Annotated in this window: 22 protein-coding genes; 16 read left to right on the top strand and 6 right to left on the bottom strand. The window is 42.8% G+C overall.

All coding sequences use genetic code 11. The features are described 5' to 3' along the window. The first annotated feature begins 98 nt into the window (after positions 1 to 98). The 3 genes from J2128_RS02205 (at position 99) to J2128_RS02215 (ending at position 3,864) form a co-directional block, all read left to right on the top strand. The gene (locus J2128_RS02205) at positions 99 to 1,106 is read left to right on the top strand and encodes a phosphate uptake regulator PhoU (protein WP_209689268.1); all 1,008 of its coding nucleotides are present in this window, start codon (positions 99 to 101) and stop codon (positions 1,104 to 1,106) included. A 171-nt stretch (positions 1,107 to 1,277) separates the two neighbouring features. After that, entirely contained in the window at positions 1,278 to 2,597 is a 1,320-nt protein-coding gene (glnA, locus tag J2128_RS02210) for a type I glutamate--ammonia ligase (RefSeq protein ID WP_209689269.1), read from the top strand. A 316-nt stretch (positions 2,598 to 2,913) separates the two neighbouring features. Further along, positions 2,914 to 3,864: a DUF128 domain-containing protein gene (locus J2128_RS02215; RefSeq protein WP_209689271.1), complete on the top strand. Its 951-nt coding sequence runs from the start codon at positions 2,914 to 2,916 to the stop codon at positions 3,862 to 3,864. Between the two features lie 20 nt (positions 3,865 to 3,884). Here J2128_RS02215 and J2128_RS02220 read toward each other — a convergent pair whose 3' ends face one another. Beyond that, a complete protein-coding gene (locus J2128_RS02220) occupies positions 3,885 to 4,631 on the bottom strand; it encodes a DUF128 domain-containing protein (protein ID WP_209689273.1) in 747 nt (248 codons plus the stop codon). Between the two features lie 312 nt (positions 4,632 to 4,943). Here J2128_RS02220 and J2128_RS13000 point away from each other — a divergent pair, with 312 nt between their 5' ends. The 4 genes from J2128_RS13000 (at position 4,944) to J2128_RS02240 (ending at position 8,807) form a co-directional block, all read left to right on the top strand. Next, positions 4,944 to 5,333: a recombinase family protein gene (locus tag J2128_RS13000; protein WP_394357555.1), complete on the top strand. Its 390-nt coding sequence runs from the start codon at positions 4,944 to 4,946 to the stop codon at positions 5,331 to 5,333. Between the two features lie 130 nt (positions 5,334 to 5,463). Further along, positions 5,464 to 7,725, top strand: a complete 2,262-nt coding sequence (locus tag J2128_RS02230) for an excinuclease ABC subunit UvrA (protein WP_209689275.1) — start codon at positions 5,464 to 5,466, stop codon at positions 7,723 to 7,725. 12 nt (positions 7,726 to 7,737) lie between these two features. After that, on the top strand, positions 7,738 to 8,157 hold the full coding sequence (locus J2128_RS02235; RefSeq protein ID WP_209689277.1) for a MarR family winged helix-turn-helix transcriptional regulator: 420 nt from the start codon (positions 7,738 to 7,740) through the stop codon (positions 8,155 to 8,157). Between the two features lie 395 nt (positions 8,158 to 8,552). Beyond that, positions 8,553 to 8,807 (top strand): hypothetical protein, encoded by a 255-nt coding sequence (locus J2128_RS02240; RefSeq protein WP_209689279.1) that lies wholly within the window; start codon positions 8,553 to 8,555, stop codon positions 8,805 to 8,807. Positions 8,808 to 9,199: 392 nt separating this feature from the next. Here the strand turns inward: J2128_RS02240 and J2128_RS02245 are convergent, their stop codons facing one another. Then, positions 9,200 to 9,580 (bottom strand): metalloregulator ArsR/SmtB family transcription factor, encoded by a 381-nt coding sequence (locus J2128_RS02245; RefSeq protein ID WP_209689281.1) that lies wholly within the window; start codon positions 9,578 to 9,580, stop codon positions 9,200 to 9,202. A gap of 130 nt (positions 9,581 to 9,710) precedes the next feature. Here J2128_RS02245 and J2128_RS02250 point away from each other — a divergent pair, with 130 nt between their 5' ends. Genes J2128_RS02250 through J2128_RS02260 form a run of 3 tightly spaced genes read left to right on the top strand, consistent with a single transcriptional unit; the run spans position 9,711 to position 11,576 of the window. After that, positions 9,711 to 10,229 (top strand): YeeE/YedE thiosulfate transporter family protein, encoded by a 519-nt coding sequence (locus J2128_RS02250; RefSeq protein ID WP_209689284.1) that lies wholly within the window; start codon positions 9,711 to 9,713, stop codon positions 10,227 to 10,229. A 1-nt stretch (position 10,230) separates the two neighbouring features. Further along, positions 10,231 to 10,788, top strand: coding sequence for a YeeE/YedE thiosulfate transporter family protein (locus J2128_RS02255; protein ID WP_209689285.1), 558 nt, complete (start codon positions 10,231 to 10,233; stop codon positions 10,786 to 10,788). A gap of 50 nt (positions 10,789 to 10,838) precedes the next feature. After that, complete coding sequence (locus tag J2128_RS02260; protein ID WP_209689288.1) at positions 10,839 to 11,576, top strand: DUF169 domain-containing protein; 738 nt, start codon at positions 10,839 to 10,841, stop codon at positions 11,574 to 11,576. A gap of 156 nt (positions 11,577 to 11,732) precedes the next feature. On the opposite strand, the gene J2128_RS02265 is transcribed toward J2128_RS02260, so the two are convergent. From J2128_RS02265 to J2128_RS02280, 4 genes are read right to left on the bottom strand one after another with little or no spacing between them, the layout of a single operon-like run. Beyond that, complete coding sequence (locus J2128_RS02265; RefSeq protein WP_209689290.1) at positions 11,733 to 12,761, bottom strand: Coenzyme F420 hydrogenase/dehydrogenase, beta subunit C-terminal domain; 1,029 nt, start codon at positions 12,759 to 12,761, stop codon at positions 11,733 to 11,735. Between the two features lie 8 nt (positions 12,762 to 12,769). Beyond that, the gene (locus tag J2128_RS02270) at positions 12,770 to 13,516 is read right to left on the bottom strand and encodes a hypothetical protein (protein ID WP_209690185.1); all 747 of its coding nucleotides are present in this window, start codon (positions 13,514 to 13,516) and stop codon (positions 12,770 to 12,772) included. 19 nt (positions 13,517 to 13,535) lie between these two features. Beyond that, on the bottom strand, positions 13,536 to 15,047 hold the full coding sequence (locus tag J2128_RS02275) for a glutamate synthase-related protein (RefSeq protein ID WP_209689292.1): 1,512 nt from the start codon (positions 15,045 to 15,047) through the stop codon (positions 13,536 to 13,538). After that, the gene (locus tag J2128_RS02280) at positions 15,044 to 16,096 is read right to left on the bottom strand and encodes a glutamine amidotransferase family protein (RefSeq protein ID WP_209689294.1); all 1,053 of its coding nucleotides are present in this window, start codon (positions 16,094 to 16,096) and stop codon (positions 15,044 to 15,046) included. The genes J2128_RS02275 and J2128_RS02280 overlap by 4 nt, the downstream gene beginning before the upstream one ends. Positions 16,097 to 16,397: 301 nt before the next feature. On the opposite strand from J2128_RS02280, the gene J2128_RS02285 reads away from it, so the two are divergent. From J2128_RS02285 to J2128_RS02310, 6 genes are all read left to right on the top strand, one after another. After that, positions 16,398 to 17,591, top strand: coding sequence for an ammonium transporter (locus J2128_RS02285; RefSeq protein WP_245323267.1), 1,194 nt, complete (start codon positions 16,398 to 16,400; stop codon positions 17,589 to 17,591). Positions 17,592 to 17,604: 13 nt separating this feature from the next. Then, on the top strand, positions 17,605 to 17,922 hold the full coding sequence (locus tag J2128_RS02290) for a P-II family nitrogen regulator (protein WP_209689296.1): 318 nt from the start codon (positions 17,605 to 17,607) through the stop codon (positions 17,920 to 17,922). 373 nt (positions 17,923 to 18,295) lie between these two features. Further along, the gene (locus J2128_RS02295; protein ID WP_245323269.1) at positions 18,296 to 19,501 is read left to right on the top strand and encodes an ammonium transporter; all 1,206 of its coding nucleotides are present in this window, start codon (positions 18,296 to 18,298) and stop codon (positions 19,499 to 19,501) included. A 62-nt stretch (positions 19,502 to 19,563) separates the two neighbouring features. Further along, positions 19,564 to 20,226: a HEAT repeat domain-containing protein gene (locus J2128_RS02300; protein ID WP_209689298.1), complete on the top strand. Its 663-nt coding sequence runs from the start codon at positions 19,564 to 19,566 to the stop codon at positions 20,224 to 20,226. Positions 20,227 to 20,281: 55 nt separating this feature from the next. Continuing rightward, positions 20,282 to 21,061, top strand: coding sequence for a TIGR01458 family HAD-type hydrolase (locus J2128_RS02305; RefSeq protein WP_209689300.1), 780 nt, complete (start codon positions 20,282 to 20,284; stop codon positions 21,059 to 21,061). Positions 21,062 to 21,283: 222 nt separating this feature from the next. Further along, positions 21,284 to 22,063 carry an FHA domain-containing protein gene (locus tag J2128_RS02310; RefSeq protein WP_209689302.1) on the top strand — a complete coding sequence of 260 codons (780 nt, stop codon included), beginning with the start codon at positions 21,284 to 21,286 and terminating at the stop codon, positions 22,061 to 22,063. Positions 22,064 to 22,231 lie beyond the last annotated feature (168 nt).

Genomic DNA, 22,231 nt, shown 5'->3' on the forward strand with positions numbered 1-22,231 from the left:
TCTTCCAATACTATATACATTAATAAACTGTGAATTCAGCTATATTCAATAAACCGGATTAGACAATAACTTTGTTGACTTTAAAGGCGGGATTTTCAATGGAAATAAGAAAAGTGCAGATTACGGGAGGGTCGTCTTATATCATATCCCTTCCTAAGGAATGGGTCCGTGATTCGGGCATTGAAAAAAATGATCCTTTGGGGCTTATTGTTCAGCCTGACGGCTCTCTTACCGTAACACCAAAAATAACCGGCAAAATGGCCGAACGGACAAAAATATTCAATCTGAATGATATTGACAACGCCGAAACTCTCTACAGGCTTCTGATTGGCGCGTATGTGACCGGGTTTAATACGATAAAAATTATAACTCCCGCAAGAATTCCTTCTTTTGCACATAAGGCTGTCAGACAGTTTATTCAGGCATCAATTGGCCAGGAGGTCTCAGAGGAGACTGAAAAATGCATTGTAATAAAAGACCTTTTAAATCCCGGAGAAATGCCTTTTGAAAACGTAATTTCCAGAATGTACGTTATTATGGACGGGATGTTAAGGGACTCAATGTTTGCACTAAAAACGCGTGACAAAGACCTTGCCGAGGACGTAATCTCACGTGACAGGGATATAAACAGGCTTTACTGGCTTATATCCCGCCAGTACAACCTTCTTTTAAGAAACGTCTCTCTTTCAAGGGAAATGGGAATGGATGTCGAAATGGCTCTTCATTACCTCCAGGTTTCAAGAATAATGGAAAGGGCCGGAGACCAGGTGGTAAGGGTTGCCGAAAATGTTCAGGGTCTTTTGTTTGTGTCCCTTGAAAGAAAACTGATGGATATTCTGCATATTCTTACTTCTGAAATTATGAACATATTCCACTCCTGTATCGATTCTTTCTTCAAAAGAGACCTTGCAGGTACAGACGAGACTCTTTTGAAAGTTCAGAATTTCAACCGGAAATGCGATGATGCAAGCAAAGAGCTTTCCGATATCAGCCGCCTGGGTGTTATTACGGTAGGATATATATTTGAAAATTTAAAACGGATAAGTGAGTATGCGGGAGTCATCTGCGAGACTTCTCTTAATTATATAGTTATGGAAGATTCATAATGGCGATCCGGGGTTTATATACTAATTTAAAATGATAATCGCCTCCTAATTTGTTATTGCACAGGAATATGATGTTATTCTTGTATCTCTATATTGTATTATATAGTCTATTGAGAATCTAAATTAACTAAAGGGTGAAATATAAATATATCATTTTCATAATTTATTATCATGACAGACGTTTCTACGATGCTGCAGAGAATAAAGGACGATAAAGTCAAGTTCATTCGTCTCCAGTTCTCTGATATTCAGGGACAAATTAAAAATGTCGCAATTCCTGATATACAGGCAGAAAAGGCTTTGACCGAAGGCATATCCTTTGACGGTTCTTCAATAGAGGGTTTTTCCAGGATTGAAGAATCGGATATGGTGCTTAAGCCCGACATGAGTACCTATGCACTTCTCCCGTGGAGAAATGATGTACCGGTCGCACGTTTTATCTGTGACGTGTACAAGCCTGACGGAACACCTTTTGAGGGAGACCCGCGCTATATCCTTAAAAAAGCTCTTAAAGAAGCTGCGGATATGGGTTATACTTTTAACACCGGACCTGAGCTCGAGTTTTTCCTCTTTAAGATGGTTGACGGCGAACCGACGACCCAGTTTAAAGACCTTGGCGGGTATTTTGATCTGGCACCGACAGACCTTGCCGAAGATGTTCGCCGTGATATAGTCCTTGCCCTGACAGAAATGGGATTTGAAGTGGAGGCGTCTCATCATGAAGTTGCAAAATCCCAGCATGAAATTGACTTTAAATATGCTGATGCACTGAAAACAGCTGATAATGTCGTAACTTTCAGGTTCGTAACAAAGACAATAGCTCTTTTGAATAATCTTAATGCAACATTTATGGCAAAACCCGTGTTCGGAATAAACGGAAGCGGAATGCATACAAACTGCTCTCTTTTCAAGGACGGTAAAAATGCCTTCTTTGATCCAAAAGCACCTCTCCAGCTTTCGGAAACCGCGACCCAGTTTATAGCAGGTGTTTTAAGCCACGCAAAGAGTATAACACGTGTTGCAAACCCGACTATAAACTCATACAAACGTCTTGTTCCGGGATATGAAGCACCTGTGTATATTGCATGGAGTGCTGCAAACAGGACTGCACTGGTACGTGTACCTGCACCACGCGGAAATTCGACACGTATAGAGCTTCGGAGCCCTGACCCTACATGCAACCCTTACCTCTCATTCGCAGCAATTCTTATTGCAGGTCTCGAGGGTATAAAGACAGAGATGCAGCCTGCGGTTAGTGCAAACCAGAACATCTTTGCAATGTCTGAAGACGAGAGAAAACAGGCCCATATAGACACCCTTCCGGGCGACCTTTATACAGCAAACAAATACTTTGTTGAGGATGAGCTCATCTGCAAACTGTTCGGAAAGCATGTCGTTGAGGGCATGGACAAGATTGCAAAAATGGAATGGGATGAATTCTGTACAGCAGTTCACCCGTGGGAAGTCGAGCAGTACCTTTCAAGGTATTAACCCAATCCCATTTTTTCGGAAAAAATCAGGTTTTCCATGATGTTCTTTTTTTTCAGATCCCTTGTCTGTTATATGGTTTAAATAGGGCTTTTCTTGGACTATTCAGGTATTTTTTGATTAAAATGCCAATCCTGAAGGGTTTTAAATTACAGGTGAACTCATATTTTTTATAGATTAGCTGAATGGCCGTGGTTTTGCAGTCTTTAACGATAGGGTATTATAACAGTTTAGTTTTAACTCTTATACATTCATTAAACGTGAAAAAATCTTCCAAATTAAATGATATATATTATACCTGGAGGATAAAAGGGATTATATGAGTTTTGTAAGGTCCGAAAGAAAATGCATTGAAATACTGCGGATATTGAAAGACCACCAGGAGCCTGTTGGAGCAAAACGCCTGTCTGAGCTTATGGCAGAGCACGGATTTACACTTACTGACCGTGCTGTCCAGTACTACCTGAGCTATCTTGATAATGTGGGCTTTACGAGAAAAATAGGCAACCGCGGCAGAGTCCTGACATCTGCCGGAGTCTCCGAGACCGAACGTGCACTCGTAGATGAAAGGATAGGGTTTGTTATATCAAAACTTGAAAGGCTAGCTTTCAGGAGCAATTTTGATCCGGAGACTGGCAAAGGGAATGTCGCCTATAATATGTCTTATGTTCCCGAAGAACAGACTGAAGTTATAACCGATATATTTGATGAAGCTATTAAGGGCGGGATCTGTTTCTTCTCAGCATATAAGGTTATTGATGATGACCCGAGGATCCCACGCGGGCACAGGGGAATTATAACGGTATGTAGTATCACTATGGACGGTGTTTTCCAGAAAAACGGAATTCCTGTTAAGATGGCTTTTGGTGGGACTATAAAGATTGAAAAGAATCAACCTGCCGGGTTTACTGATCTTATCGGCTACAAAGGAACTTCGGTCGATCCCCTTATGCTTTTCGTAAATGCCGGGATGACTTCAATCGGGTCTGTTTTGAAGAACGGAAACGGAATTGCCCTTGCGAACGTGCGTGAAGTTCCGGATACGGCTGTAGATTCCGCAAGTGAGATTGCGAAATCAATGAGAGAGGCAGGTTTTTTGTTTCCTCTTAAAATGGGAACAGGAATTCTCAATGTGCGTCCTGACCCGTACAGGACGTCTATCGTTGCCTACAGCGGACTGAACCTTATTGGTTATGCTTTTGAAAAGGGTTTCAGGCTAAAAACAGAGATTGGCGCGGGAAATATCCCTTTTTCCGGTTTTGAAAAATAATATCCGGTTAATACAATTTTTTAGTAGTCACTCAGGTACTTAAGCCTGGATATATCCATAAGGCCCTTCATAGACTGCACTTCTGCCCATTTCCCTGTTTCCATGAATGCAGCGATGGGGTTTGTACCGCCTATCATGGCAATAGCCTGGTAGTTTGGTGTTACAGGGACTCCCAGAAGAGATGAATTGGGTGCGCCGACATCAAGAATACCAGAAAACCCTGCTGAATTGAAATCCTCCAGCACTTCAAAAACTGCTGATTCAGCTTCCATATGGAATTCCCTGATGTTTGCTGTAATTGTGCCCTGTCCGTTTTTAATAACTTCCATAACAGAAGTGTTTCCCTGCGAGATCATCACCGTAATAGGGTCAATTGTTGTATATTCATACTGAAGCATTGCAGTAAACCTCCGCGGAACAAGTCTGTCAATTTCAACGAGTCCTCCTCCTATCGGGTTTACAGGGACTCCTTTGCGGTAGAGTATAGAATCAAGAATAAGGCTGCACAATGTACAGATTCCTGTGTAACCTTTTGGAACCTTGAAATCACCAAATTTTTCACCCTCTTTTGCAAACAAAACCCTGTCACTTATGCAGAGACCAGTTGTATAGGCGTCCTTGAATATTTTTATTGCGGCTTCTGTATCTTCGGCTTTAACCAGGGAAAGATTATATATGATATTGCCCCTGTTCTCAAGGGGTTCATAATCCAGTTCAAGTGCATTTTCTTCTATTTTGTGGTTCAGAAATTTCAGGGGTTTTTGCATGTGAATTCCTGATAATATTTTAATTCAAGATATAATAAACTTCTATTAAGGCTGAAGTTCTTGGTGTTATATGCTCCAGGAGGCTTATTTATCATGATTTTTGTCATTGTTGATAGATACATCTCTTAGAACATTTTTCATGCAGGAGTTCGGTGGACATTATGAAAAACAAGATCACGCTATTGTATGAGCGGCTATCCCGGGACGATGAACTAGATAGAGAAAGCAACAGCATTACCTACCAAAAAAGATGTTGAAGGACTGCGCCCGAAAAATGGTTTTCCACATCCTATTCATTTCACCGACGACGGGATAAGTGGAAATCGGTTCGACCGCCCCGGATTCACAGCCATGATTGAGGAAGTCAAAGTGGGACATGTTGATGCCGTTATTTTCAATGATATAAGCCGTTTGGGACGTGATTATCTTAAAACAGGTCAGATCATGGAGATTTTGAGACATAAAAACGTCCGGCTGATTGCTCTTAACGGTGGAGTAGCTTCAAAAGGCGGCGATGACTTCATATCCTTACACCGGAGAAACATGAAGCGGCAGAAAATCGAGGCCAAAAAAGCGCCTCTGCGCGCTGAATATGTAGCAAAGGGTGTGTTTGTTCCAGCAGGTGTTTTGCCAAAGGCGGAACCACGAAAACATGTTTCCACAGCCACGGCGTCAAACAGACCCTTATTGCACAGTGTATAGGGAAGTAATAACCTGCCCGGTGAAAAATAGAAATCTTTTTGAGGATTGCAATTAGCGGAGAGCCGTGTTAAAATAATATCGTTGAGACACTCATATATTAACTAAGTCACATATGTGGAAAGGAAGAGCTATGTCTGATAATTGCATTCGCGTGTCGGGAGCCAGAGAACGAAACCTAAAAAATGTAAATGTTGAAATACCCAAAAAGCAAATTACGGTTTTTACCGGTGTATCCGGTTCGGGTAAATCTTCATTAGTGTTTGATACAATAGCAGCAGAATCACAGAGACAATTAAATGAAACCTATACCAGTTTTATTCGTCACCGTATGCCACACTATGGGAAGCCCGATGTGGATGCAATTGAAAATTTATCGGTAGCATTTATTATCAATCAAAAAAGGTTAGGTGGTAATGCCCGGTCGACAGTAGGAACGATTACAGATACTTATTCGTTATTACGCCTGCTGTTTTCACGGATTGGCAAACCCTTCGTAGGTTACTCCAATGTTTTCTCATTCAATAATCCAGCCGGAATGTGCGGCCATTGTCAAGGTCTGGGAAAAATTGAAGCGATTGATATTGAACGACTGCTGGATAAAAGCAAATCGCTGAACGATGGAGCTATCCGATTTCCTACTTTTGAACCAGGTGGTTGGCGGCTGACACGTTATATTCATTCGGGCTTTTTTGATAACGACAAGAAAATCAAAGACTACTCTACCGAAGAGCTGGAACTTCTGCTCCACGCTGATGGCATCAAGGTGACAAATCCAGCTCCCGAATGGCATAAGACATCCCTTTATGAGGGACTGATTCCACGTATTGAGCGAAGTTTTCTTAAAAAGGAAGACGGCGAGAAAGTAAGATACACCAAGGAAATTGAACGTTTTGTTTCCAGGCAGGTTTGCCCAAACTGCCATGGAACACGTCTGAACGATAAGGTGCTGTCCTGTAAGATAAACGGCAAAAGCATTGCGGAATGTGCCGATATGCAGATAAACGAACTTTTGGATTTTGCCCGATCGGTTCACGCTCCTGTGGCTGCTACAATCGTTTCAGAGCTAATGAATCGTTTACAGCATATGGTTTTGATTGGACTTGACTACCTGAGTTTAAGTCGTGAAACATCCACCCTTTCAGGCGGGGAATCCCAAAGAATCAAAATGGTTTGTCAGTTAGGCAGCAGTTTGACTGATCTCACTTATATTTTTGATGAACCCAGTATGGGACTTCACCCTCATGATATAAGCAAAATAAATAATTTAATGAAACTTTTGCGTGATAAAGGAAATACCGTGCTCATTGTGGAACATGACCCGGACATGATAAAAATCGCAGACCATGTGATTGATATGGGGCCGGGTGCAGGAATCCACGGGGGGCAAATTGTATATCAGGGCGATTTGCAGGGCTTAAAAACTTCCGGTACGTTGACAGGTAAGTATTTATCGCATAGACCTGAGTTGAAATCCGAGGTACGTATCCCGAAAGGCTGTCTGTCAATCCAGAATGCAACGCTTCATAATTTGAAGAGCGTTTCAGTTAAAATACCCAAAGGTGTAATTACTGTCGTTACCGGAGTTGCAGGGTCAGGGAAGAGCACACTGATCAACCAAGTGTTGCCGCAGTTTTATCCTGAAACTGTCTTCATTGATCAAAAAGGCATACAAGCATCAAAACGTTCCAACATAGCAACCTTCACAGGTATCTTTGATATTATCAGAAAGCTCTTTGCTGAAAGTAATGGCGTCAGCGCATCCCTATTCAGTTTCAATTCGCAAGGAGCTTGTCCTGTCTGCAAAGGCTTAGGGGTTACTTATACAGACTTGGCATTTATGGATACAATTGTAACGGTATGTGAAGAATGCCACGGGAATCGTTACACTGATGACGTCCTGAGATACAAACTGAGGGGTAAGAGTATCAGAGATGTTCTTAAAATGACCGTATCAGAAGCTTTGGACTTATTTCAGGAAAGAGAAATTTTAACAGTACTCAAAAGACTCTCGGATGTTGGTATTACTTATATTTCTTTAGGACAACCGTTGAACACACTTTCCGGCGGTGAGTTGCAACGAATTAAACTGGCCTCTGAACTACAAAACAGAGGACAGATTTATGTTTTGGACGAACCCTCGACAGGTCTGCATATGGCTGATATAAAGCATTTGATTGGTGTAATGGATCGGCTTGTGGAACGAAATTCTACCCTTATTGTAATCGAACATAATTTGGATATCATCTGTAAGGCTGACTGGGTTATCGATTTGGGCCCATATGCCGGACAGAACGGTGGTAAAATAGTGTTTACAGGCTTGCCAAAGGATTTAATTCAGTGCAAAAACTCGCTGACTGGAAATCACCTTGAAAAATATGTCATGAGCGTGTAGGGGGTCATTTTAATGGCTATAAAAGAATTGGAAGACAGTTATATTCCCTTTCAATGTATGATCGTTTCTGATACAAATCGTTTTAATGTTGAGGGGGTTTCAACGGCGCAATACTATATTCTGGATACGTTGAACAAGCAAGGGCCTAAGACTACAAAGGAACTTGCCGAAATGAAGGGTATTTCGCAATCTGGCATTTCTAAGCTGACGAAACGCCTGTTAGAAAAAAAGTACATTATTCAGGAGCGGCACATTGATGATCGCCGTTCTTATAACATTGTACTTACCAGTGAAGGAAAAAAATTTCTTAGCCGTGTTGAAGATTTGGGAAATGAAATCATGAATTTGATTGAAAAAGCCTTAACAATAGAAGAAGTAAAATCTTTTTCAGAAATGTGCAACAAGGTTACAAGGTTATATTCCAACAAGTAGTGATGTGGTTATCCAAATAACGAAAACCAGACTGCCCTAGGATAAATAAAAAAACGTGGTTATGACAGGCTATTTTTTATACTGTTAATTGTACGATAGCCAAACGGCGGTTTTGAACAAAAATTCAAAGCCTTCGTTTTCTTGTTTTCAAAAAATAAGATCGTGGGGGATGTAATAATTGCACCAATTTCCATTTAGTACCTTGCAGGGATTCTCATGCATGGGTGTTTTTTACGCCCGTATTTACTGATCAGCCCCATTCATGACATCAGTACCATACTAAAGAGAATAAAAATTTTTTGTGTGGAGTAATGATTGCTTTTGTATGCAAATTATATTGGTAAACTGCGAATAGATGACTTTGATACTTTTGTATCCATTTTGCAAGAAAATTCATGGTATCTCAAATAAAAAAGGATGATAATGGCTATTTTCCTGTTAACAATCTGTTCTTGGCAGGAATTTTATCTGCTAAAATATTTAGTGATTTGTGTACAGCACATAAGTTCGCAGTTTGGGATGAAAATCTTGAGGTAATAATTGAAACCATTTTTGATGGATGTGATGGAATTGGCGGAACAGATTCAAAGCGCTTTTTATTATACTTTTTCTATACCTTTCAGACAGCTTTCCAAGGCAATTCCAGATAAAAGTAATTACCTAGGTCACTGATTGTGCTAAAGCCACGGACACGCTTACTACAATAAATATATGATAGTCATATTTAAAGCGTAACGGAAAAAAATAGTTATTTGGGATATTTGAAAAATGGCTGGCGATAGGAACCGGAAAAGTTTGGGGCCAAGAACAATATGATGTGCATAACACAGCAAATATTATATTGCCGCTGAATTTCTCTCTCAGTTCGGCTATAACCACTAAGAAGGTATTGAAATAGAAAGTCTCTATAACAGAAATGTTTACTGTTAGAGGGTTTAAATATTTAACGAAAAAGTCCTTGACAATTTGTCTCTGAATACGCCGGAAAAACTTATTTCTTGTCTGCCTGCATTTTTTTAAATACATCTGTCAAAACCCGTTTTCACAGGAGATTTTTGCTGTTGCATATGCATGATGTCCATATTTCTCCCTGCTTGGTTAAACTGTATATTATCCAGCGGTATTTCTGCGACCCTGAGATAAGACCTGCTTTTTTCAAAACGTTTAAGTGATAGGAGAGTTTTGAATCTGCAAGTCCCAGCACCTCCCTGATTGCACATACGCAGAGAGGTCCGCCTCTTAAGAGTGTAAGTATTTTAAGCCTTGTAATATCTGTACATGCCCTGTGCATAACGGATTGTCTGTTCATGCATTCTTCATCGCAGATTTCACCTTTTAGTCCTTTTATTCCACCTCTTTTTAAAATCTCTGATAAAATATCCTTTGGCAGGTCTTCAGGCAGATTGTATTCTTCTGCAGTCATTTCAGGAACATTTGAAATCAAAAACATTTAAACTGTTTGCAGGTACATATCATTTCAAACAGGTTTGAAATGGACCTGTTGGGAATATTTTAAACGGATATGTCCGTTAAAGCAGAGGGAGATATGGGTTATGCTTGAGATGCTGACACAAATGACCTGGTCGCCGTATATAGCCGGGGCAGGGATTGGGGTTATGAGCTGGCTGGCATTTTTTCTGTCAGACAAGCCTCTTGGCTGTTCCACATCATTCTTCAGAACATTCGGGATAATCAGAAAGGCTGTTCACAAAAAGGGTATGGATGAAAATCCGTATTACATAAAATACAAGCCTGAAATAGACTGGCAGTGGATGCTGGTCTTAGGCATTGTAATAGGAGCGTTCTTGTCTTCTGTACTTTCCGGAGTGTTTGAGATTACATGGGTTCCTGATATGTTTGCGTCTGAATTTGGAGACAGTCCTGTACTAAGGTTAATCGTCGCTTTAACCGGGGGAGTTATTATGGGCTTCGGGGCCCGTTTTGCAGGAGGATGCACGAGCGGTCATGGCATATCAGGCACAACGCAGCTTTCCCTGACAAGTATAGTCGCGGTTATATTCATGTTCTGCGGAGGCATCGCAATGGCAATGGCTATCTACGGGGTGTTCTGAAATGATCGAAAATCTGCATAAGAACAGACCTGTTCAGCTAGTAATCGGTCTTCTTATCGGAATAGGATTCGGTTTTTTCCTCCAGAAAGGAGGCGTTACAAATTATGACGTGATTATAGGTCAGCTTCTGCTGACGAATTTCACTGTTCTTAAAGTGATTGCATCCGCAGTCCTTGTAGGAATGCCGGGAGTTTTTCTTATACGTCATTTCGGTTACGCAAAAAAGCATATTGTGAAAGGTTCTGTCGGTTCTGCGGTTGTAGGTGGGCTTATATTCGGGATAGGTTTTGCAGTCCTCGGTCTTTGCCCGGGAACCGCCGCAGGTGCCGCAGGCCAGGGATCAATGGACGCACTTTTCGGGGGAATTGTAGGGCTTGTTGCAGGGTCAGGTCTGTTCGCGTGGCTTTATCCTAAGTTAAGCGAGGGGATACTGGGCTATAAACCTCTAAAACATGAAACACTATACGAACTTCTCGGAGTAAAAGAGGCATACCTTATTGTTTTCTGTCTTGCGGCGGGGGCAATTTTTTTGTATGCGCTTGAGTACTTTGGAATATAACCTATGAAAAAAATTAAGTGCTGTAAAATAAAGATTTGGAGTTGATTAAAATGAATGATGAGATGCAGAAAAAGCCGGATTATGGGAAGATATCAAAGATTTTGGTCGAGACGCTGAAACTGCCGCAGTCGCCCGTTGCAGTAAAACTTGCAAAATCACCTGAAGGCATTCCTGAAGGCGTAGAAGAAATCAAAGACACTGTGCGCCACTGTCAGATGGTAGCCATGGCAGGACGCGAGGGAAAAATATTCTATGCAAGAGCGGATAAGCATGCGTGTGCAGGCGGTGCATGGGCGCTGGGACTAAAGGAGATAACGCCTTCTCTTCAGACCGGGGAGTTCTATTTCAAACTTGGAAAGTTTGAGTCCTGGGCGTCCTGCATGAGGACTATCAAGAGTATTCCAAATGTTCATAAGACATCCTCAACGGAGCCTGCGACGTATGCAACCGTTTACGCCCCCCTTGAAAAGACTCCTTTTGACCCCCATGTCATAATAATTGTCTCGCAGCCTGTTATGATGCTCAAGTTTGCACAGGCCCTTTTGTACAAAATGGGAGGAAGAATTCATTCCGAGTTTTCAGGAATCCAGTCCGTTTGCGCCGATGCATGCACACAGCCTTACCTGACGGGAAAGGCAAATATATCCCTCGGGTGCGACGGCTCAAGGAAGTTCTCTGGAATCGACGATGACTATATGGTCATGGGAATTCCTGCCGAGATTATTGAAGAGGTTGCAGAGGCAGTACCGATAGTGTCCGGTGCGCCGGGCTCAAAAACAAGAAAATAATTTTTTTACTTTTTATCTTTCAAAACCGGATTAAACTGTTGTTTTTTTAGTTAAAGTATCAATAGCAGCAGAGTTTTTAACGGTTAAATTTATGCTTCACGGAATTTATTGTAAAAATTGTAAAGATAGAAGAAATATTCTGACTGAAAAAAAGTATCAGTCCGTTTTTCTGCCCCTGAGGGCCTTTTTATCAGCAAGCCTGTTTATTGCCTTTATATCAATGTCACCGGACATGTCGATGTACCCGTTGTTTTTTGCGCTTTCGACAAATCCTGCCCCTGTCTGTGTCCTGATGATAAGTGTCGTAAACCCGTCAGGACTTCCGATGGCACCTGCTGATATGTCAGATTCTACGCCTGTTAAATCGGTGCATATGCTGCATCCAGGGCGCACTGTGTCCTCGAGTTCGGAAAGCGGGACATTCTTTTTCGAACCGTCTGTAAGGAATATCTCAAGTTTTCCACTGACATTCATTCTTTTAATTTTCCAGCTGTCGATTTTCATCTCCGACTCTATTTTCCCTTCCATGAGCTTTCTGTAATCGAAGACTTCTGTGCAGAAAAGACCGAAAATAAGTCTTATAGCTTTCCCGAAGGGCTTTATTAAATCATTAGAGCTGTTTTTCATGAGCCTGAGAGAGGTCACGGCGCATGGTGTCCCTATTACTGCAACGTTTTTGTATTTTCTTCCTACGACAGCTTCCGAAAGGGCCATAAGAGCAGGCGTCCACCAGTTGTATTTGCTCCCTGCCGTTGCAAACATGGCCTCTTCGTTTGTTATCAGAACAGATTTTGGTTCTTTTGTCCAGTTGTCCTGCGAAACGGTTACGACTGCGTCTATAATTCCGGTTTTAAGCGCATTTGCAAGAATTGCTGTCACGGCACCGCCGCTTTGTTTTCCCGGAGTATCTGAAACCGATTTTGCAGATATTATCTCAATGTAATCTCCCAAAAGCTCTCTTTTCTTTTCTGCCTCTTTAGTTCTGGGGCAGACAGAGTAGCATGCTCCGCAGTTTACAAAGTCCGTTGCATCCTTGCAGTAGCCGGTGTTTACAGGTTTCGAATTGTCGCCATCAGGAAAAATAATTGCATCTGCCGGGCATACGGCACAGCAGGCGCCGCATCCTGAGCATCTTCCTGTATCCCAGACTTCCTCTTTTAATTTTTCATAATTTACTCGGGACATTTTATCCTTCACTCCCAGCAGTATTTGTTTGCAAAAGGCCTTGCACTTGAAGGCACTATCTTGACAAACTTTGAGTTCAGAATTTCATCTGCATTGTAATCAAAGTATTTTGCAAAATTCTCGATGAAAGGCCTCATATCATCAATGTCTTCCTGCGTAAGATCCTCTTTTTTTGCGCCGATTCCAAGTTTCAATTCATCGACGTCTCCTCTTAAAATTATCTTGCCGCCGTGAATCCCGCTTCCTACGCCTCTTTCGTCAACAGGGCATTCCCCGCAGAGACCGAGTACAATCAAAAGGCCTCCGGCAAGGTCTTCTCCAAGAAATGCCCGTCCGCATCCTCCCACAACAAGTACAGGCCTTTTTTCCTGGTATTCCTTCATGTGGATACCGCCGCGGTAGCCGATGTTGTCTCTTACGTACACTTCGCCACCACGCATACTGTGTGCTGTTGCATCCCCGGTGCTTCCGTGAATAATTACTCTGCCGGAATTCATGGTGTTTCCGGGAGCATGATCGCAGTTGCCGTTAACAGTAACAGTAGGCCCGTTCATAAACATTGCAAGGTCGCCTCCGGGAAGACCATTTATTGTAATGTTCACATTGTCGCCACGCAGACCGTCTCCTATGAACCTCTGTCCTAAGACGTTGTTTATTACTATTTCCGTTGTGCCTTCCGATACAGCCTTTCTCAGCATTCTGTTAAGAGGTGTATAATGAAGATTTTTGGCGTCTATTGTCATCTCTTCTGCCATATTTGTTATGCCTCTCTCTTCAGGCCCCCACTGTCTTAACGTCAAGGACGTTCATCAGTCCCTCATCAAGCATATATCCGCGCAGACGGTCGCGGTTTCCGCGCAGACTTTCAATTGAATTTATTCCGGCGGCACCCATGAGCTCGGAAAGCTCAAGAGTCCAGCCTTTAATAAGATTTGCAACGTTCTTTGAAGCCTCATCCGGGTTTAATCTTTTTACAAGTTCAGGTCTCTGAGTTGCAATTCCCCAGGGGCATAGTCCCCTGTAGCACGAACCGCAGACCCTGCACCCCATTGCGACAAGGGCGGCTGTTCCTATATATACCGCATCGGCCCCAAGTGCTATCGATTTTGTAAGGTCGGCGCTGTTTCTGATACCGCCGCTTGCAATAATCGATATCTCGTTTCTGACTCCCTGTGAACGCAGTTTGCTGTCTACCGCTGCAACTGCCGCTTCTATCGGTATACCTACATTGTCGCGGAATACGCGTGGAGCCGCTCCTGTTCCACCCTTAAATCCGTCTATTACGACTGCATCGGCAGAAGACCTGGCAATTCCAGCTGCAATTGCAGGAGCGTTGTGGACTGCCGCAATTTTTACGAAGACCGGCTTTTTCCATTCGGTCGCTTCTTTGAGGCTTCTTACAAGCTGTGCGAGGTCTTCGATGCTGTAGATATCATGATGAGGTGCAGGACTTATGGCGTCGCTGTGTATAGGGATCATTCTTGTTTTTGATACCTCTTCCGAGACCTTTTCACCCGGGAGATGACCTCCTATGCCGGGCTTTGCACCCTGGCCAATCTTAATCTCAATTGCAGCGCCGCGTTCAAGATAGTCTACGTCAACACCGAATCTCCCTGATGCGATCTGGACTATCATGCGGTCCTGGTATGGGAAAAGGCTTTTGTGAAGACCGCCTTCTCCGGTTCCCATATATGTGCCCACTTCATGGACGGCCTTTGCCATTGCAAGCTGTGCATTCAGAGAGATTGCACCGTAGCTCATATGGCCTATCATTACAGGGGTATCAAGCTTCAGGTTTGGAGCAAGTTCTGTATTTAAGTCGTAATCTCCGCTTGAATTTTTGGAGACTTCAACCTGTCTGGGTTTCTTTCCTATATAGGTCCTGATCTCCATCGGTTCGCGGAGAGGGTCGATACTCGGGTTTGTAACCTGGCATGCGTCGAGTACAAGCTTATCAAATATTATCGGGTAATCGCCTGCATTTCCCATGCCTGAAAGAATTATCTTCCCGGATTTCGCCTGGTTGTATATTGCCTCCCTTGTCTCGCGTGTCCATACCGGGTGCGACCTGTAGTCGTTCGGCTTCTCATGCAGGTTTATCGCATCACGCGGACACATGGCAATGCACCTGTGGCATGCTGTGCATTTCCTTGAGTCGGCTATAATTTTCTGGTCTTCTTTCCTGAATACCCCGTATGAACAGTTGTCTATGCACCTTTCGCAGAGCATGCACTGGTCCCTGTCAATAGCTATCTTGTATTTTGGAGGTACGCTGCCGATTGTCATCTTTTCACCATTCCTATAACGGGTTCTCCGGCCTTTGGCATCCATACTCTGTCAAGGTCAGGGTTCATTCTGCGAATGGCTGCTTCTTCGCTTGATATATAAAGACAGTCGCCGGATTCAGCCGCAATCATGGGCCTTAATTTTATTCTGTCGGTAAAACCTACTATCCCTTCAGGTTTTGCAACAACTATGGCGAAGGGACCGTTCATCATCGCAGACCCGTATGCCATCCTGAGAGTCGTATAAAGTTTCTTTTCCTTCTCAGGCATTCTGTCTATTTCGTCCCAGAATGGTGGTGCCAGGGCTTTTACGGATATTTCGTCCGGAAGTTTGTGTCTTCTGCCGAGAAGGTCGGCAAGATACGCTACAACTTCGGTATCGGTTTTCATTGTGCACTTGTACCCGAAACTTTCAATATATCGCCTGTTAGTCCCGTATGATGTTATTTCACCGTTGTGGATGACACTCCAGTCCAGAAGGTTGAACGGGTGTGCACCTCCCCACCAGCCGGATGTGTTGGTAGGATAACGGTTGTGTCCCATCCAGATGTAACCTTCATAATCCTCAATTTTATAGAAGTTTGCCACATCCTCAGGCCACCCGGATGCCTTGAAGACTCCTATATTTTTGCCGGATGAGAAGATCAGTGCACCGTTTATCTGGGTGTTGACCTTGTTCACGATGTTTATTATCGCATCTTCTTCAGGGGAGCACGACCCTGCAAGAAGTTTCGGGTCAGGTTTGAAAAAATATCTCCATGGTATATGCTGTTTTTTTAATCTTTTCTGTTCATATGTTGGGATTTCTTCAGAATATTCGATCTCTCCCCATTTGTTCAGCAGCTCTTCTACAGCCTTTTTTGGCTCTACCAGATTGTCGTAGAAGACATGGAGGGCATAGTAATCCCTGAAATCAGGGTATGCACCGTATACTGCATATCCTGCCCCTTCACCACTCCCTCTCTCGTTCATTAGGGCAAGAGCGTTTTTAATCGCACCTCCGTCCATGACGTTTCTGGAGCGATCTATTACACTAATTATTCCACACATTTTACTCACAAACCCTGTGTATACTGATATTTGATACCCTTGAGTAACCTAATTAGGTTGGATGTGCTACATATATATAGTAATATGTAGAAGGGAAATTCCTTCCTTTGATGTCCTAGAATGAAGAAAAAAGCATATTCACTTAAATCTTTCTTTTTGCGTCCTTAAGCCGGAGTAGTATCCGGCTTGCTGATGAGAATGGAAATATATAAATATGGTGGAAGATAACTTCCTTCTGTCACATGCGAGGCTAACCATTTATTATGGGTAACATAATAGTGGAAAATGGAGTGAAGAAAAAATGATTGATAGTGGAGATACAGCATTTGTTATCATCTGTACAGCGATGGTCATGCTGATGACACCTGGTGTCGGACTGTTTTATGGAGGAATGGTCCGGAGAAAAAGTATCATCTCGATGGTCGCGCTTGCATTTGTTGCATTTGCTCTGGTGAGTATTCAGTGGGTGCTTTTCGGGTATTCCCTGGCATTCGGAACTGATATCGGTGGTTTTATAGGGGGCCTTAATCACTTTGCGTTAAACGGAGTCGGACTTGACGGCGATGGGATTCCTGACATACTGTTTATGGTATTCCAGCTTGTCTTTGCAGGACTGACACTTGCAATCCTGACATCCGGACTTGCCGAGAGGGTGAAACTGGGTTCGTTTATCGTTTTCGGTCTTCTCTGGACAACACTGGTCTATGATCCTCTTGCGCACTGGGCATGGGGCGGCGGCTGGGCGTCACAGCTTGGTGCACTTGACTTTGCAGGCGGAACAGTTGTCCACATAAGTTCAGGTTTTGGTGCTCTTGCAGCGGCACTTATAATAGGAAAGCGTCTTGGATTCGGACAGGACTCAATGAAGCCTTCAAACATTCCGCTGACTCTCCTTGGAGGGGCACTTTTATGGTTCGGATGGTTCGGGTTCAATGCCGGCAGTGAGCTTGCAGCAAATGGAATTGCTGCAAATGCATTTGTGGTAACAAATACCGCTGCTGCTGCCGGTGCACTTGCATGGATGGCAGCCTCGTGGATTCACGGAAAACCAAGTTCGCTTGGTATGATTTCCGGAGCAGTTGCAGGACTTGTTGCCATAACACCTGCTGCAGGGTTCGTTGATGCAATGTCTGCAATCGTCATCGGCATAGTTGCGGGTCTGATATGTTATTCGGCGCTTCTCTTCCGTGTCAGAAAAGGTCTTGATGAGTCACTTGACGCCTGGGCCATTCATGGCGTTGGAGGATTCTGGGGTGCTATTGCAACAGGTATCTTCTGCACGGCTGCAATAGGCGGTGTTGACGGACTTATGTACGGAAACGTGCACCAGTTCCTGATTCAGTGCGTTGATGCCGTTGCAGCAATGGTATATGCTTTCGTTGTAACATATGTGCTTGCACTGATAGTAGACAAGACTATTGGCCTTCGTGTTAGCGAAGATGAAGAGTATGTAGGACTTGATATATCTCAGCACGGAGAATCAACACAGATTTAGGGTGTGTATTAAAATGAAGAAGATTGAAGCTATAATTCGTCCTGAAAAACTTGAAAGGGTATCAGATGCTCTTATAGAAAAGGGTCATCATGCAATGACTGTCACAGAAGTACGGGGAAGGGGGGCACAGCGTGGAATTGCCCTCCAGTTCCGTGGCAAGGAAATAATGGTGGATTTAATCCCCAAGGTAAAAATAGAGATGGTCGTTCACGATGAGGATGTTGACGGGGTCATTGCCATCATTAAGGAGTTTGCCCGCACGGGCAAGAACGGTGACGGCAAGATCTTTATTTTTAATGTAGAAAAGTGCATGGGAGTCAGATCCGACTGAATGTAATCATATTCTAAAGGCTAAATGAATGAAAAAGATTAGAAATATATTTTCTAATTTTTAAGAGAATGTTTTAAACCCCTCTCTAAGGAACAAGTGAAATCCTGTGAGAGTGAATGCCTGTGTAACAGGTATCCGCAAAAAACCGGGTTTTCTGTTGAAAACCCAAATATCTGAATTTGTAAACCTTTAATACATCAAAAGTCCGCAAAACCGGGAAATTGCAAAAAAATCCAGCCAGAATCCTTAAAGAAATGAGTAAAAACTGGTCTTACGACTATATTAACTATAGAGGAGCTTTGGATGATTTGCAATAATCTATTTATGGTGGTGGAAATTAATTTCCTACTGTCAAACTATCGGTGAGGATTTTATGGTTTTTGAAGCAGACTCTTTAATGATAAATTCAGCTTTTGTCCTAATCTGTACGGCAATGGTTATACTTATGACGCCTGGTGTGGGATTTTTCTATGGGGGGCTTGTCAGAAAGAAGAACCTCATATCAATGGTTATGCTCTCTTTTGTTTCACTGGCACTTGTTACCGTGCAGTGGGTTGTTCTTGGGTACAGCCTTTCTTTTGGCCATGATATCGGCGGCATTATAGGCGGCCTGGATTATTTTATGCTCCAGGGAGTCGGAATGAATGGTGAACCCGTCCCTGATATGCTTTTTATGATATTCCAGCTTGCTTTTGCTGCTATTACTCTTGCGATAGTAACCTCTGCTGTTGCAGAAAGGATAAAATTAAGTTCATTCATAATATTCGGACTGTTATGGACAACTTTTATTTATGACCCGCTTGTTCACTGGGTATGGGGCGGTGGCTGGATGCAGGCACTGGGTGTTGTTGACTTCGCCGGTGGTATTGTTGTCCATATAGGTGCTGGTTTTGCCGCACTTGCACTGGCACTTGTTATCGGAGCAAGGCTTGGATTCGGAGAAAACAGCCTGGAACCGCATAATATTCCGTTGACTCTTCTCGGAGGAGCACTTCTGTGGTTTGGCTGGTTCGGCTTTAATGCAGGCAGTGCACTTGGAATAAATGAAACTGCAATAAATGCATTTGTCGTAACGAACATTTCGGCGGCTTCCGGAGCTCTTTCGTGGATGGCAGTCTCGTGGGTTAAGAGCAAGCCAAGTTCACTTGGTATGATTTCGGGTGCGATTGCAGGACTTGGTGCAATAACACCTGCAGCTGGTTTTGTAGGCCCGGTCTCTGCAATGTGTATCGGTGCAGTCGCAGGAGCCCTGTGCTACGAGGCACTTTTATTTCGTATGAGACACAGTCTTGACGAATCGCTGGATGCATGGGCGATACACGGGGTCGGTGGTCTCTGGGGGACAATTGCAATTGGCATATTTGCAGTGCCTGTAATCGGTGGTGTAAGCGGACTTTTTGCGGGAGGAAATACCCAGATGGTCCTGCAGGTTGCAGGAGCGCTTTCTGCCGTGTTATTTGCCTTTTGCGGTACATTTGTTATTTCAAAATTTGTGGATACAATCTTTGGCCTTAGAGTTACAGAGGATGAAGAATATGTCGGACTTGATATCTCACAACACGGAGAGACTATGAATTAATCTGCTGAAAATATTTCAATGCTCGTATTTTTGGCGGTTTCGAGGTCTTTTGAGGGTTTAAAATGAATGAATGCAAAAAAATACTCCGGAAACTGAAAAATGAAAACTGGAAAGTGCGTAGCGAAGCGGTTGATCAAATCGGGTCTATATCCAGTCCTGAACAGGCTGTGGAACTGATATCCATTGTTGAAAATGAGAAATGGTTTGTCCTGGAGTCTGTTGCCGGCGGTCTTTCTCTTATTACCGACAGGTCAGTTTTAAAGGCAATAGATGAATCACTGAAAAATCACAGGTGGTTTATTCCGCAGGGTGTGCGCGCCCTTTTGAAGGCTGGATATTATCCTGATGTTTCTGCTGTTGCCGGTGCCCTCTCTGATTCCGATCCTGTGATAAGACGGTACGCGGCAGATGCCCTTGGGCTTATCGGGGATATCAGGGCTGTTTCCTTCCTTACTGATTGCGTGGAGGACAATGACTCTGGGGTAAGGACAAGGATAATTCTTGCTCTTGGAAAACTTTCCGAATCTGAAACGAAACCTTCAGGTGCAGTTTTAAATGCACTGTCTGATGAGTCTTCTGATGTCAGAAAAACGGCGGCATTTGTTATCGGCAAAATGAACCTGAAAGAGGTTCCTGAAGAACTTACGAGACTTCTTGACGATAAAAACAAGTATGTCAGAAGGTCTGCATCTGATGCAGTCGAGCGTATATCTGTCAGAAAATAAGTTCATATTTTTTAGAACCGAATAATTAATAGCCCCCCGGACAGGAGTCTTCTGCATGAGCGGGATATCAGGAGTACTTTTTGATCTTGACGGGGTCTTTTATGTGCGGGACAATTTGATAAAAGGAGCCTTAGAGGCCGTTGAAGTGTTGACTGAAGCAAAAATCCCCTTCAGGTGTCTTTCAAATACGACAAGAAAGTCTTCCGCGTCAGTTGCTGAAAAACTGGAAAGTTTAGGATTTTCAATTCCCGGTTCACACATAATTACTCCTGCTGTTGCCGCATCCGAAATGCTTTCCTCCCAAGGTGTCAGAAAATGCTTTTTTATGATAACAGGTAATGTATCAGACGATTTTTTGTCAAAAGGAATTGTTCACGATGAAGAGAACCCTGAAGCCGTTGTTGCAGGTGATGCCGGCGACAACTTTAACTATGGGTCATTAAATAAGGCTTTCAGACTTCTTAACCGTGGTATTCCGTTTTATGCCCTAGAAAAAGACAAATACTGGATGGATTCTGACGGCCTTTCATTATCGGCCGGCCCGTTCGTGAAAGGACTTGAATACGCTTCAGGGGTAGAGGCTGTTCTTGTCGGAAAACCTTCGCCTGATTACTTTAATGCGGCACTTGCTTCAATGGAAAAAAAACCTGAAGATGTCATGATGATAGGAGATGACATCAACACTGATGTCGGGGGATCACAGAATGCCGGTATGAAGGGAGTTCTTGTAAAAACAGGAAAATTCAGCGGGGACAGATTTTTAAAATCAGGTGTAACCCCTGACGGTATAATAGATTCTGTTGCAGATCTTCCAAAATTTCTTGGAATTGAGTGATTTTATTATTTTCTGTTTTGCTTTTCTTTAAAGGTTTTTTAAAATACATCCGTCAGCCTGTGCGTATCAAAAATCTCAGGTCAGGCTTTAGGATGCAATTGTAAAAACAATCCGGTAATATATCTGTTTTGGAAAAAGGATATTTGCAGGTCAGGGCTATAAATATATAAAAAAAGATGTCTGGATGAAAATGTCTTTTTAATTTTAATTAAGGATACTGTTATGTCTGATGAGGAGAACCGCGGTACACTGTTTATCGAAAATGATGATGATTTTTTAAACGAATTATCAGAATACCTTGACGTATTGTCAAATCCGGTAAGGCTGAAAATACTGAAATATATAGAAAAAGAGCCGCATGATGTCAGGGAAATTTCTTATGAAGTAGGAGTAAGCTATGAAAATACGAAAAAGCATATCCAGAAGCTTCACCTTGCAGGTATAATACGAAAAGAAACCGGTGTCAGCAGCAGAAAATCAAAAGGAATTCATCCTGTATGGAAATATTCAATCATGCCCGGAGGTATTGAAGCCGTATTCAGAAATCTCCAGGTATTCAGTGAGATAAACCTGGCTCCTGACAATGCGTTTATAGGAGAAAGGATACAGAATTTAAAAAAACGCCTCTCCGATGACGTTTCCGGTGATACTCCCCTTTTATTCATTGTAGGAGGTCCTGATGACGGTAAAGCGTATCCTCTGGATAAACCTGTTATGAGAATAGGTCGTTCTGACGGGAATTCCACTTATGTTCCGAAAGACGGGGATGTCGTGTTCCCTGATTTTTACGGGGCGGTTTCGAGAATTTCAAAGCCCCACTGCACTCTTTATGATGAAGGCGGGAGCTGGTATATTGAAGATAAAAGCAGTACTGGTGGTACTTACATAAACGGTGAGCTTATTGAAAAAGAAATCCGGCACAGAATAAACGACGGGGATATAATAGAGCTGTCCACTGGTGCAAGGTCAGGAAAAATTGTTGTTTCATACCCTGAAGAATAATTGTATATCTTAAGGGTTTTATTGCCCTTCCTCTTTTATGTTTTCACTTATCCCTATAGTATTATACGTTTTTCTTATTTTCAGAGGGTTTTTTTCTGACTTATTTCATCCTGTATTTCTGAAATCATTATTTATTATTCAAAATCCAAAATATGTGCATAATATATT

The organism is Methanomicrobium sp. W14, assembly GCF_017875315.1.
Taxonomy (GTDB): Archaea; Halobacteriota; Methanomicrobia; order Methanomicrobiales; family Methanomicrobiaceae; genus Methanomicrobium.

Excerpts from the sequence above, each read along its gene's own strand:
- J2128_RS02220 (WP_209689273.1), bottom strand. The coding sequence starts at position 4,631 with ATGCAAAAACCCCTGAAATTTCTGAACCACAAAATAGAAGAAAATGCA.
- J2128_RS02235 (WP_209689277.1), top strand. The coding sequence starts at position 7,738 with ATGGCTATAAAAGAATTGGAAGACAGTTATATTCCCTTTCAATGTATG.
- J2128_RS02205 (WP_209689268.1), top strand. The coding sequence starts at position 99 with ATGGAAATAAGAAAAGTGCAGATTACGGGAGGGTCGTCTTATATCATA.
- J2128_RS02295 (WP_245323269.1), top strand. The coding sequence starts at position 18,296 with ATGGTTTTTGAAGCAGACTCTTTAATGATAAATTCAGCTTTTGTCCTA.
- J2128_RS02250 (WP_209689284.1), top strand. The coding sequence starts at position 9,711 with ATGCTTGAGATGCTGACACAAATGACCTGGTCGCCGTATATAGCCGGG.
- J2128_RS02245 (WP_209689281.1), bottom strand. The coding sequence starts at position 9,580 with ATGACTGCAGAAGAATACAATCTGCCTGAAGACCTGCCAAAGGATATT.
- J2128_RS02275 (WP_209689292.1), bottom strand. The coding sequence starts at position 15,047 with ATGACAATCGGCAGCGTACCTCCAAAATACAAGATAGCTATTGACAGG.
- J2128_RS02240 (WP_209689279.1), top strand. The coding sequence starts at position 8,553 with ATGGTATCTCAAATAAAAAAGGATGATAATGGCTATTTTCCTGTTAAC.
- J2128_RS02270 (WP_209690185.1), bottom strand. The coding sequence starts at position 13,516 with ATGGCAGAAGAGATGACAATAGACGCCAAAAATCTTCATTATACACCT.
- J2128_RS02265 (WP_209689290.1), bottom strand. The coding sequence starts at position 12,761 with ATGTCCCGAGTAAATTATGAAAAATTAAAAGAGGAAGTCTGGGATACA.
- glnA (WP_209689269.1), top strand. The coding sequence starts at position 1,278 with ATGACAGACGTTTCTACGATGCTGCAGAGAATAAAGGACGATAAAGTC.
- J2128_RS02300 (WP_209689298.1), top strand. The coding sequence starts at position 19,564 with ATGAATGAATGCAAAAAAATACTCCGGAAACTGAAAAATGAAAACTGG.
- J2128_RS02280 (WP_209689294.1), bottom strand. The coding sequence starts at position 16,096 with ATGTGTGGAATAATTAGTGTAATAGATCGCTCCAGAAACGTCATGGAC.
- J2128_RS02215 (WP_209689271.1), top strand. The coding sequence starts at position 2,914 with ATGAGTTTTGTAAGGTCCGAAAGAAAATGCATTGAAATACTGCGGATA.
- J2128_RS02305 (WP_209689300.1), top strand. The coding sequence starts at position 20,282 with ATGAGCGGGATATCAGGAGTACTTTTTGATCTTGACGGGGTCTTTTAT.
- J2128_RS02260 (WP_209689288.1), top strand. The coding sequence starts at position 10,839 with ATGAATGATGAGATGCAGAAAAAGCCGGATTATGGGAAGATATCAAAG.
- J2128_RS02255 (WP_209689285.1), top strand. The coding sequence starts at position 10,231 with ATGATCGAAAATCTGCATAAGAACAGACCTGTTCAGCTAGTAATCGGT.
- J2128_RS02310 (WP_209689302.1), top strand. The coding sequence starts at position 21,284 with ATGTCTGATGAGGAGAACCGCGGTACACTGTTTATCGAAAATGATGAT.
- J2128_RS02285 (WP_245323267.1), top strand. The coding sequence starts at position 16,398 with ATGATTGATAGTGGAGATACAGCATTTGTTATCATCTGTACAGCGATG.
- J2128_RS02290 (WP_209689296.1), top strand. The coding sequence starts at position 17,605 with ATGAAGAAGATTGAAGCTATAATTCGTCCTGAAAAACTTGAAAGGGTA.
- J2128_RS02230 (WP_209689275.1), top strand. The coding sequence starts at position 5,464 with ATGTCTGATAATTGCATTCGCGTGTCGGGAGCCAGAGAACGAAACCTA.